The 12769-nt window shown below is 48.4% G+C and carries 6 protein-coding genes; 3 read left to right on the forward strand and 3 right to left on the reverse strand.

Translation table 11 applies throughout. From position 1 onward, the window contains the following. The first annotated feature begins 8 nt into the window (after positions 1-8). From mltF to purL, 3 genes are read left to right on the forward strand one after another with little or no spacing between them, the layout of a single operon-like run. Positions 9-1376 (forward strand): membrane-bound lytic murein transglycosylase MltF, encoded by a 1368-nt coding sequence (mltF, locus tag BM334_RS07755; protein WP_417663827.1) that lies wholly within the window; start codon positions 9-11, stop codon positions 1374-1376. Then, positions 1376-1498 carry a hypothetical protein gene (locus tag BM334_RS12825; protein WP_256209411.1) on the forward strand — a complete coding sequence of 41 codons (123 nt, stop codon included), beginning with the start codon at positions 1376-1378 and terminating at the stop codon, positions 1496-1498. The genes mltF and BM334_RS12825 overlap by 1 nt, the downstream gene beginning before the upstream one ends. Positions 1499-1539: 41 nt before the next feature. Then, positions 1540-5436 (forward strand): phosphoribosylformylglycinamidine synthase, encoded by a 3897-nt coding sequence (purL, locus tag BM334_RS07760; protein ID WP_092840415.1) that lies wholly within the window; start codon positions 1540-1542, stop codon positions 5434-5436. A gap of 79 nt (positions 5437-5515) precedes the next feature. Here the strand turns inward: purL and tadA are convergent, their stop codons facing one another. The 3 genes from tadA to BM334_RS07775 form a co-directional block, all read right to left on the reverse strand. After that, complete coding sequence (gene tadA / locus BM334_RS07765) at positions 5516-5971, reverse strand: tRNA adenosine(34) deaminase TadA (protein ID WP_198677370.1); 456 nt, start codon at positions 5969-5971, stop codon at positions 5516-5518. 122 nt (positions 5972-6093) lie between these two features. Further along, on the reverse strand, positions 6094-9210 hold the full coding sequence (locus BM334_RS07770) for a TonB-dependent receptor (RefSeq protein ID WP_092840421.1): 3117 nt from the start codon (positions 9208-9210) through the stop codon (positions 6094-6096). A 220-nt stretch (positions 9211-9430) separates the two neighbouring features. After that, positions 9431-12676, reverse strand: coding sequence for a TonB-dependent receptor (locus BM334_RS07775; protein WP_092840425.1), 3246 nt, complete (start codon positions 12674-12676; stop codon positions 9431-9433). Between the last annotated feature and the right edge of the window lie 93 nt (positions 12677-12769).

Here is a 12769-nt window from a genome sequence, read left to right on the forward strand (position 1 = left end):
CATTAGGTTTGTTACTAGGCTGCGCACCAGAGCCGCAGCCTAGTCAGCTTGACGCCATTAAAGCGCGCGGTGTACTGCGTGTTGGCACGCTATTGGGCCCAACCAGTTATTACCTAGATGCCAATGGCGAGGCCGGTATTGAATATGTACTGGCAAAAAATTTCGCCGATGACTTGGGCGTGGAGCTAGAAATGGTTTCACGCTACAACGTCAAAAACCTCATGAATTTGCTAGAAACACGAGAAGTTGACTTGTTAGCCGCTGGATTGGACCGCACGGAACCTCGTGCGCAAAAATTTCGTTTTGGCCCCCCTTATTTGGAAGTTGAGCAGCGCGTGGTGTTTCGTCAAGGATCTCGTAATCGGCCTCGCAGCTTAGACGAACTTGACGCAGAACTGGTGGTGGTTGAAGGGTCTAGTCACCATGATTGGCTTCTAAGTATTGCTGCTGACTACCCAGATTTACAGTGGCGCGCAACCGAAGAGCAAGACACCGCCGGTTTGCTACAACAAGTGATTGACGGCGACATTGCCTACACTGTGGCCGATAGTAATACCTTAGATTTGCAACGTCGGTATTTCCCAAACTTAAGTGTTGCCTTCACGGTTCGAGACAACGTGGATATCGCTTGGATGCTGAATCAACACGTTGATGGCTCCTTGTATGCTGAGGTTATTCGCTATTTTGGCGACTTGCGCGAGTCGGGACAGTTAACCCAACTACTTGATCAACATTTTGGCCATGTTAGCTCCTTCAATTATGTCGATACCAGCCTATTCATTAACGCGGTACAATCTGTTTTGCCTAAGTACCGAGAGTTATTTGAACAGCACGCGGGCAGCCTAGATTGGCGTTTATTAGCAGCAATAAGTTATCAAGAAAGCCATTGGAATCCGCGGGCTGTTTCGCCGACCGGGGTGCGCGGCATGATGATGTTAACCCTGCCAACGGCAAAAGCCATGGGGGTGACCAGTCGGTTAAACCCGGCTCAAAGCATTGAAGGCGGTGCCCGTTATTTTGAACGTATGCTGCAGCGCATTCCAGCGCGAATACAGGAGCCAGACCGTATTTGGTTTGCCTTAGCGGCGTATAATATTGGCTATGGGCATTTAGAAGACGCACGTATATTAACGCAACAGCAAGGCGGTGATGCCGATCGTTGGATAGATGTGCGAAAACGACTACCTTTATTACGACAGAAAAAGTTTTATCGCCAAACCCGCTTTGGGTTTGCTCGTGGTGATGAACCGGTGCGATACGTAGGGAACATACGTCGCTACTATGACACTTTGGTTTGGCTTGATGAGCGAGGACGCATTCCAGCCAAACCAATGACGATCACCATTCCCGAAGGGAGTGGTGACGGAGCCGAATAATGCGCAAAAGCAACCGTCGATTAGTTTCACCCGAGCGCCGTCGCGCTTGGTTACGCAAACAACGCCATTTGCAAACCGAGCGACGACAAAAATGGTTTCGCTTAACTGAAAAGCAAGACTGAAAAACAAGATTAACAGCCCCTAAAATTTTGGAGACTTGTCTGTGGAAATAGTACGCGGTGCTCCCGCTTTGTCTGATTTTCGTACTGAAAAGTTGCTACAACGGCTGCGTGCGGCAGAATTGCCTGTTAGCGAACTCTACGCTGAATACATGCACTTTGTGGATGTTGAGCAGTCGCTCGATAGCGACGAAAATCAGGTATTAGCAAAATTGCTGACTTATGGCCCTACTGTTGCAGCGCACGCACCGCAAGGCCAATTAGTGGTTGTGGTACCCCGGCAAGGGACTATTTCTCCGTGGTCGTCAAAAGCGACAGATATTGCGCACAATTGTGGGTTAACCCAAATTCACCGTATCGAGCGTGGTGTTGCGTATTATTTAACGGGCGACCTTAGCGCAACGCAAATGCAGCAAGCTGCAGCGTTGTTACACGACCGTATGACGGAAATGGTGCTAGGCAGTCTTGAGCAGGCCTCGGTGCTCTTTAAAGAAGCAGAACCAGCGCCATTAGCAAGTATCGATATTTTAAGCGGCGGCCGCGAAGCCTTGCAGCGTGCAAACATTGAAATGGGGCTTGCGCTTGCAGATGATGAAATTGACTATTTGTATGACAATTTCACCGCGCTTGAGCGCAACCCAAATGACATTGAACTGTATATGTTTGCGCAGGCAAACTCAGAGCACTGTCGTCATAAAATCTTTAATGCCGACTGGACTATAGACGGCAAAGAACAGCTGAAATCGTTGTTCAAAATGATCAAGAATACCTATGAAGTGACTCCAGACAACGTGTTGTCGGCGTACAAAGACAACGCTGCCGTCATGGTGGGCTCAGAAGCTGGGCGTTTTTATCCATACCCGACGGGCAGCAATGCTGCCGGTGAGTACAGCTATTTTCATGAGCCTGTGCATATTCTCATGAAAGTGGAAACGCACAACCATCCTACCGCTATTTCGCCTTATCCTGGTGCCGCAACCGGCTCTGGTGGTGAAATTCGTGATGAGGGGGCTACAGGCCGTGGTTCGAAGCCAAAAGCCGGCTTGGTTGGTTTTAGCGTGTCTAACTTACGTATTCCAGGCTTTGAACAGCCATGGGAAGAAGACTTCGGTAAGCCCGATCGTATTGTCACGGCACTAGATATTATGCTTGAAGGCCCGTTAGGTGGCGCAGCATTTAATAATGAATTTGGCCGCCCAGCGCTAACCGGTTACTTCCGTACTTACGAAGAAAAAGTAAATAGCCACAACGGCGAAGAAATTCGTGGTTACCACAAGCCAATTATGATTGCTGGCGGTATGGGGAACATTCGCGAGCAACACGTTGAAAAAGGCGATATTCCAGTTGGTGCCAAATTAGTGGTATTAGGCGGCCCGGCGATGAATATTGGTTTAGGTGGCGGTGCGGCATCATCGATGGCATCAGGTACTTCCACCGAAGATCTCGACTTTGCCTCGGTGCAACGGGATAACCCTGAAATGGAACGTCGTTGCCAAGAAGTCATTGACCGCTGTTGGCAGCTGGGTGAGAAAAACCCCATTGCCTTTATTCACGATGTGGGCGCCGGTGGTTTATCTAACGCGATGCCGGAACTGGTGGGCGACGGTGGCCGCGGTGGTAAATTTGAACTGCGCAAAGTACCGAACGATGAGCCGGGCATGTCGCCACTGGAAATTTGGTGTAACGAGTCACAAGAACGTTACGTGATGGCGATAGCGCCAGAGCGCATGGACGTATTTGAAGAGATTTGTAAGCGCGAACGTGCACCGTTTGCAGTGATTGGTGAGGCGACCGAAGCTGAACACCTAACCATGACTGACGCGCACTTTGGCAATAACCCGATTGATTTGCCCCTGAACGTGCTCTTAGGCAAGCCGCCTAAGATGCATCGTGATGTGAAGTCGCAACGTGCCGACGGCGAGGCGTTAGTTCGTGATGAAATTAAACTCAACGAAGCGGCTAAGCGCCTGTTACGCCTACCATCTATTGCCGAAAAAACATTCTTAATCACCATTGGTGACCGCACGGTTACCGGTTTAGTGGCACGTGACCAAATGGTTGGTCCGTGGCAAATACCTGTCGCTGATGTTGCGGTGACTGCGGCAAGCTACGACACCTATGCGGGTGAAGCCATGGCAATGGGCGAGCGTACACCGCTGGCATTATTAAACTTCGCCGCTTCGGCCCGCATGGCGGTGGGTGAGTCTTTAACGAACTTAGTGGCTGCCGATATTGGCGATTTGAAATTTGTGAAATTGTCAGCGAATTGGATGGCTGCGGCAGGTCACCCAGGTGAAGATGCTGGCCTGTACGAAGCGGTTAAAGCCGTGGGTGAAGAGCTGTGTCCGGCGCTTGGAATCACCATTCCGGTGGGCAAAGATTCGATGTCAATGAAAACTCAGTGGCAAGACGAGCAGGGTGACAAATCCGTGACTGCGCCATTAAGTCTGGTCATTACGGCATTTGGCCGCGTGCGCGATGTGCGTCGCACACTGACGCCGCAGTTGCGCATGGACAAAGGTGACAGCAAACTTGTTTTAATTGATTTAGGCCGCGGACAAAACCGTTTAGGTGGCTCGTCGCTGGCGCAGGTTTATCGCCAGCTAGGCGACCTAACCCCAGATGTCGATAGCCCAGAGTTATTAAAAGGCTTCTTTGATGCCACCCAACAGCTTATTCACGAGAAAAAACTGTTGGCCTACCATGACCGTTCCGACGGTGGTTTATTCACCACCGTCGCGGAAATGGCCTTTGCTGGCCATTGTGGGGTGGAAGTTGCACTCGATGCATTAGGTGAAGACGACTTAGCGGCATTATTTAGCGAAGAGCTTGGTGCTGTAGTGCAAGTAAGTGTTGAAGAGCTTGACGCAGTAATTGAAGCCTATAAAGCACACGGCTTAGAAGACTGTGTGCATGTCATCGGTCGCCCGGTTCGTGAAGACGTGGTGCGCTTTAATCGCAATGGCGAAGAAGTATTGTCGCACTTGCGTAGCCATTACCGCGCTATTTGGGCGGAAACCACGCACCAAATGCAGCGTTTACGTGATAACCCAGAATGCGCAGACGAAGAGTTTGAAACCAAACAGAACTTGAATGATCCTGGCTTGTTCGCTGACTTAACCTTTGATATCAGTGAAGACATTGCCGCGCCATATATCAATACTGGGCGTGACCCATTGGTTGCGGTGTTGCGCGAACAGGGCGTGAACTCGCATGTGGAAATGGCGGCAGCCTTTGATCGGGCAGGTTTTGCGGCCATTGACGTGCACATGAGCGATATCTTGAGCGGCCGAGTCAGCTTGGAAAAATTCAATGGCTTAGTGGCCTGCGGTGGCTTCTCGTACGGTGACGTACTGGGTGCCGGCGAAGGCTGGGCAAAATCAATTTTGTTCAATAATCGTGCCCGCGATGAGTTTGCTGCGTTCTTTGAACGCAATAAAACCTTTGCGTTAGGCGTTTGTAACGGTTGTCAAATGCTCTCGAACCTTAAAGAGCTAATTCCGGGGGCGGAAGCATGGCCACACTTCGTTACTAACCGTTCAGAGCGCTTTGAAGCGCGTTTCAGTTTGGTTGAAGTGCAAAAGAACAACTCATTGTTCTTTGAAGGCATGGCTGGTTCACGCATGCCAATCGCCGTGTCACATGGCGAAGGCCGTGCTGAATTTAAGGGCAATGACTTAGCTACCGTGAATGCTGAAGGCTTAGTGACCATGCGTTATATTAATAACCGTGGTGACATTGCCGCTAGCTACCCTGCCAACCCGAATGGCTCGCCTGAAGGTATTACCGGCTTAACCACCGCCGACGGTCGGGTATCGATTATGATGCCGCATCCGGAGCGGGTATTCCGTACTGTAGCGAATAGCTGGCACCCAGACGAGTGGGGCGAAGATAGCCCATGGATGCGCATGTTCCGCAATGCGCGCGTTTATCTCGGCTAAGTGAGCCGAAATAGCAAAAGCCCAGCTTAACCGCTGGGCTTTTTGTTATGAATACTTGGTTGTTATCAGAGCCTGCTTGTTAGCGTCTTTTGCGAAAAAATTGGCGTAAAAGATCGCCGCACTCGTCGGCTAATATGCCGCCAATAACCTCCACCTGATGGTTCATGCTGGGGTGGTTTATCACCTCTATGGCCGTGCCTGTGGCCCCAGTGCGGGGATCGGTAGCGCCGAACACCAGTGTTTTAACCCGTGCATGAGTAATTAAACCGGCGCACATCGCACATGGCTCAAGCGTCACGTATAACGTGGTGTCAACTAATCGGTAGTTGCCAATGGCCGCGCCGGCCGCACGAATGGCTTGTGCTTCGGCATGCGCTGAGGGGTCATTTAACGTGATGACCTGGTTAAAACCTTCACCAATGATCTCGTCATTAAGCACTAACACCGCACCTACCGGCACCTCATTGTGCTGCTCGGCCATAGCTGCTAGCTCAAGCGCGCGGCGCATAAAAAAATCATGCTGGCTTTGTTCCATAAAATTCCTAATCGTCATTGGCCGTCAAGAAGTTGCCATTGTAACTAGAAATTACCCTTCGCGCTAAAAAAAAGCCCCCGTTTGAACGGGGGCTTGGCATAGTGTTGTGCTTGGGTTCAGGCTTAGAAGTCGTATTGGAAACCTAAGCGAACACTCCATAACGATGGCGCACCCGAACGTCCCTGAACCGAGGTGAGGCGATTCGTAAATGAATCGAATTGCCATTGGTTTTGGTCAGTAATGCTTACGTTAGCAAGTGATACTGTGCGAGGGAAGCTAGTTTCGTACAGAACGCCCCAGTCGTCATTGAGCAAGTTAGTCAGGTTATCAACTACAAAGTACACGCTCGATTGGTGGTTGTCTGCGAAACCTGGCAATTTTTGTTCGAACTTGAAGTCCACTTTATGCCACCAGTCACTGTAAAACTCGTTTCGTGGTGCAATACCGCCCGCATACTTGTCCAAGCCATAGTCGCTGATGAAGGCAAAGAATTGGTCAATTTGAGCGGCCGTTAAGTTTGGACCCCAAACCACGTTTGGATCGTTCACACCAGTTGGCACATATAACAGCTGGCGGTTACTGGTGATATCACCAACGGGTGCGTTCATGGTAAAGCTATACGGACGCCCTTTGTTGGCCGAGGCAAACAAGCTGAAGATAGAGTCATAGCCAGCTACGAATTCCGTGGTGTAGCTTGCACGGAACGTGAAACGATGCGGAATTTCGTAGTTAGACGTGGCGACGCCAGGGTTTTCAATGTCTGCTGTCGCTAAGTTGGTATAGTTTGAATAGGCTACCGAACTTGTCATTGGGTTGACGTCTTCGGCTTTGTTCCAAGCATAAGCAAGTGACCAGTCTAAGCCAAAGTCATGAGACTTCGATAGGGCAAAGCTAATACTTGTTTGCTCGCCTGAGTCGCCGTTGACGTTAGTAAGCATAAACGCGTCTGCACCGCTGCCGCTGTAAATAGGTCTGCCGTCTGGTGCTGTACCGGTTTGTTGGCGACGAAGATCGCTAATAATGGCTGCGTCTTCTTTGCGAGTGTGAAGGAAATCGGCCATGAATACATAGTCGTTTTCAAACACATAGGTTGCACCTAACGCAAACTTCCACTCTTTAGGCAATTTAAAGTTCGGGTCGAGTGCGTTAACTGGACCAGAGCCACTTGCGGCTAGTACTTCGTCAACCATTTCTTGTGGAATATCAATTAGCGGATTGCCGGTACCGTCATGCGGTAAACCAAACAAATTCACATTAAAACGGTTTGCTTCGTAAAGCTTTGTACCGTTGTTTGAGTAGTTGTTTGATAACCAAACGTTAGGGTTGCCGCCTGAGTACAGACCAATACCACCACGCACTTCAAGCTGGTCATCAACCACCCAATTTACACCTAAGCGAGGTTGTAACAAGCCTTCGCCATCAAGTGTTGCGGTATTGGCAAAGCCGTAAGTGTTGGCAAAGTTTTGATTTAGCGCTGGTTCGTCGCTGGTTGAGTACCAGTCATAACGCAAACCAAGCGTCAGGGTTAGGTCTTGATCAATAAAGTAGTATTCATCTTGTGCGTACAAAGTATTTACTGAATATTCAAATTGACCAGCGCCGTCTTGTGGGTTGTTGGTGCCAGCGGCATTTTCATAAATAACACGGCTAACATCACCGGCCTCAAAGGCATCAATTGAAGCAAACCGGAATTCCCCCTGCGCTTCTTGAATAAACAAGTTATATACGTCATAAGTCTCTTGTTCATAGCCAAAGGTCAAAGTGTGGTCATCAAGTAAGTAAGTACCAGAAAGCTTGAAGAACGTGGTGTCATATTTCAATTTATTAGCATGACGTGAATCGTCCGCACCTAAATAGATGGTATTGCCGTTGTGGCTAATTTGAACTTCACCAACTTCGGTGCCACCTAATGGATTAACGCGAGCATCAAGCTTCGAGAAACCAGCACGTAATTCGGTTGAGAAGTTATAAGTCCAGTCTGAGTATAATTGGCCAACATATGACTGGAACTCGGCGCCACGCTCATAGAAGTGGTTTGAAAACTCGAGTTCGTTGTCATCGCCATCAGACTCGGCAATTGAATAACCATCGTTATAGTTGTACGTAAATGATGCGCGATGCGAATCATTAATGTACCAGTCCAACTTGGCTAAGAATTTTTCATCTTCAACCGGAATGCTGGAAGGGAAATTACCTGGCTCAAAACCGTATACGTTACGCGCTATATTGCCGATTCGATCGAGGTCAGCTTGTGTAACACCAATAACTGGTGTTGCTACATTGCCATCTTCTGGCCCGCGGTCAAAGGTATCGGCGCCTTCAAGTTTTTCATAGGCAACAAAGGCGAATAGCTGGTCTTTTATCAAAGCACCACCGCCATTAAAGCCATAGCGACGCTCATTAAAGGCGCCGACGTTGATTGAGTCGCCTTCAAGTTTGTCACCTGACAATGAGTCGTTGGTGTAGTCAAAAAATACACTGCCGAATAGTTCGTTTTCGCCAGATTTAGTAACGGCGTTAATGTTACACGCAGTAAAACCACCGTATTGAACATCAAATGGAGCAAGTTCAACAGCTACCTGTTCAATAGCGTCATAACTAAATGGCATACGTTCGGTTGGATAACCACTTGAGTTCAAACCGAAGTTATCGTTGGTACGCACACCGTCAACCGTCAAGCTGTTAAAGCGTGGGTTAGCACCACCACACTGAATATCACGTGCGTTGGTTTCGTTGATATAAATACGCGGGTCAATTTGCACCACGTCTTTAATGTCACGATTAGCGCTAGGCTGAGTTTGTAAGTCGCTTAAGTTGAAGCTAGCGGTTGGGCCACTTGCGCCTGACGTCATGGTAAGTTGACGGCCACTCACTTGAATGCGTTCAACATCTTGCTGAGCAACTTGAACACTTACGTTTTCCGTTTCACCTAAAGTCAAATAAACGTTTTCTACAACTTCGACGTTTCCTGAAGCATCCGTAACCGTCAGTGTATAAGGGCCACCAACGGCTAAACCGCGGGCTGAAAATAAGCCGTTTTGGTTTGCAGAAATGTTGGTGCTGGTGCCGGTACGTTCGTCCCGTAACGTAACTGTGGCATTACTAATGGCTTCCCCTGTGGCTTGGCTAGTAACCACACCACGAATACTTGATGACGTTTCTTGCGCCATCGCGGTCGACGATAGGCCGATTGCTATGGCAATGGCTGCAGCAATACGATTTGGTTTACTTTGGAACATGACGTTGTTTTCCTTGGATTGTAGTGGAACACAGCTTTTATTGTCTTTAGGAACGAAAGTCTAAGTAGTTTGTGTGACAATTTAGTGTCATGCGAATTATAGTTTGTAATTTAAGTTTGGCTAGCTTTTGTTCGGATATTAAGGTGGCGGGTTCGAGCAGGGCATAAAAAAAGCCCCCGCAAAAAGCGAGGGCTTGCTCAGTATGTTTCTACAGCTCAAATTAGAAGCGGTAGCGAACACCAATTTTCGCCTGCCAAGTAGAACGCTCTGGCGTGTAGCGAGTTGGCGCTAAGTTCAATACATCAAAGTTGTCACCGCTGTTATACGGTTCGCCGTAGATGTAGCGACCTTGATCGTCTAAGTCGACTGATGCGATTTGACGCGCGTTGTCACCATATGGCAACACGTGCTTCTGGCCAGCATCTTTATCGAAGATAGCAATCAAGTTACGAATGTTGATGTAAAGCTCACCTTTGTGGCCTTCAGCGAAACCAGGGATTTCTTGTGAGAATTTGAAATCCACGTTGGTTGTCCAAGGTGCACGACGGTTGTTACGTGGTGCATAGCCACCGGCATATTGCAACAAATCAGCTTCTGCTAAGTAACCAGCGAAGGTCTCATAGTCTAAACCGTCGGTGTAAATGACGTTCGGGTCGTCAGCACCGGTTGGAATGTATGGCAAGTAACGAGCCGTACTATCGAACTGCTGTTGGTCACCAAACTTGTTGAAGCGGTAGGTGTCAAGTACGTAACCCCATGGGCGACCAGAGTAGCGTTCCCAGAACAAGCCGAAGGTTGACTTATAACCACTGAATAATTCAGTTTTATAAGTAATGTCGGCCATAAAGCGGTGCTCTACCATGTATGAGGCAGTACCAGCTTCTACGTTGTTCGGATCAATAGCTACTGGGTAACGGTAGTTTGATGTTGCAGTGCTTGAACTACCAGCAACCGCTTCTTCAACGTCTTGGTTGGTGTAGCTAGTACGCAAGCTTAAACCGTTATCCCATGCTTTACCTAAAGTGAAAGTGTAGATTTTGCTTGAGCCACCGTCGCCATTAGTTAGCATTAAGTCGTAACGATCAACGCCGTTGTCGTCACCAATGCCGCCAGGTACGTGATCGTCAATCGGATCGTCAACAACGTAGATGATACGACCGCCGTCGGCAGTAGTGACCACGTTGCCTTCAGAATCCAATAATGGACGACGTGCTAAATCAACCCACTGAACGTCGTCTTTGCGACGGCTGTAGATGTATTCGGCACTTGCGAACCAGTCGTGACCTAAGAATGGAATTTCAAAGCTGTGGAAATCAATACCCAAGCTTGCACGCCAGTCAGTTGGCAACTCAAAGTTCGGGTCAATCGCGTTAACATAGCCGTCGCGAGTCAATGAGTTTTGAACAGCCTCAGGGACTTGAGTAGGGTCTACGTTGTCGCGATAAACAGATGATGGCAAGCTGCGCGTGTCAAACTGCGAGAACGCCATGCCGCTGTTAGTGTATGAGTTTGATACCCAAACATTAGGACGGCCACCGCCGTAACGGCCAAAGCCACCACGTAATTGCGCATCGTCATTCAACTGATACTTAAAGCCAACACGAGGAAGGATTAAGTCTTTGCCGTCTAAGTTTTCAGTGTTAGCGAAGCCATAACGCTCAGCAAACAATGGGTTATAGGTTGGCTTGTCTTTTGCGAAAATACGCTCGTAACGAACACCGAAGGTTAATTCAAGATCCCACGTAGGAGCCCAAGTATCTTGTAGATAAAGAGCTTGCTGGCCTTGAGTAAAGTCAGCCGCGGCGTCGTTCACGTCACCGGTTAAGCTGCCAGCATAGTAGAACTGGTTAGCTTGACGATTTTCAAAGTTCTCAAGGCTCCAGAAAGTCCATGAACCCAAAGAGTTTTGAACGAACAAGTTATAAATATCAGTTGACTGATACATGTAACCGAATGACAACGCGTGGTCACCTAACAGGTATTCACCGTTAGCTTGGAATTCAAACGTTTGGTTTTCACCATAGTTTGCATGGCGTGAATAGTCAGGACCAAAGCTGACAGAGTTACGATTGTTGTCTACCTGAACAACAACTTCACCCATAGTGCGGCCATTCAATGGCTCTTGCAAAGCTTCTACATCTTTGTACGACAATTTAATGTCGCTTGAGAAGTTAGAGCTCCAGTTTGAATAGAACTGCAACGCGTAAGCGTTCAATGTCTGTTCGTTGTTATACCAGTTTGATGATAAAGCAATTGAACCATCACTACCGTAGTGGCCACGAATTGAGTTGCCAGTCGTGTTTTGATAAGTAAATGCTGCACGGTGTTCGTTGCTGATGTTCCAGTCCAACTTCACCAACAATTTCTCATCATCTTCTTCAGCTGGCATATTCCAATCACCAAGCTGTGCGTCAGTTAGGCCGTACACGTCTTTTGCAATACGAATAACTTCGTCTAGCTGGTCTTGCGAAATGTTAGCGATGTTAGAAGCATTTGAGCCGATAGGACCACGGTATGGTGCGTTGGTTTCTTCAGCTTTTTCGTAGTTTACGTAGAAGAACAACTCATCTTTGATGATTGGGCCGCCAACGCCAAAACCTAAGGTTTTCTCAGAGTAGTCAACGTTTGGAATGCCGGCACCAGCGTCATAAATTGATTCGCTTGGGTTACCCGCTAAGCTATCGCTAGTGTACTGATAGAACAAAGAAGTTTCGAACTCGTTGGTACCTGATTTGGTTACTGCGTTAACTTTTGCACCAGTAAAGTTACTGTCTTTCGCGTTGAAAGGCATAACGTCTACGTTCAACTGGGCAATAGCGTCAATTGAAATGGGTGAACCTTGAGTTGGGTAACCGTTGCTGTTCAAACCGAAGTCATCGTTCTGGCCGATACCGTCAACAGTGATTGAGTTGTATTTCGGGTTGTTACCCGCAACAACCAACTGGTCGCCATCGCCAAGCTGAGTGGCTAATGGGTTCAAACGAACGATTTCTTTTAAGTCACGGCCGTAAGTAGGCAGTGATGCAATTTGTTCTTCGCCGAATGAGCTTGATGAACCATTGTTCAGGGCTGCATAGTTAATCGCACTGCCAGTAACACTAATGCGTTCAACGTTCGCATCTTCAAGCTGTGCATTCAAACGGTAAGTTTCGCCAAGCTTTAAGAATACTTCTTGGTATTCGGCGTCACGGTATACGTCTGAGTCGATAGTTACGCGGTAAGGACCGCCAACACGAAGACCACTCGCAATGAATGAACCAGAATCGTCGGTTGTCACTTCTAAGCGGCTGCCTGAAGGCATGTGCTCAATGACAACTTTGGTATTGGCTGCGCCGTTACCTTGTGGACCGACAATAGAACCACGCATTGCTGCTGAGGTATCTTGTGCTACTGCAGTTGCAGAGGCCAAGCCTAAGGCAACTGCGATGGCACTCGCGGTGCGCGTTAATCGCAGAGATGTACTCATCTTTATTTCCTGGGTTGGTTGGTTGTAATAAAAATCGAGCCAAGGCGATACCGCAGTGTTGACGCCTTGATGACAAATTGACGGATGAAGTTA

Origin of the sequence: Pseudidiomarina donghaiensis (genome assembly GCF_900116895.1) — a bacterium.
In the GTDB taxonomy this organism is placed as follows: Bacteria; Pseudomonadota; Gammaproteobacteria; order Enterobacterales; family Alteromonadaceae; genus Pseudidiomarina; species Pseudidiomarina donghaiensis.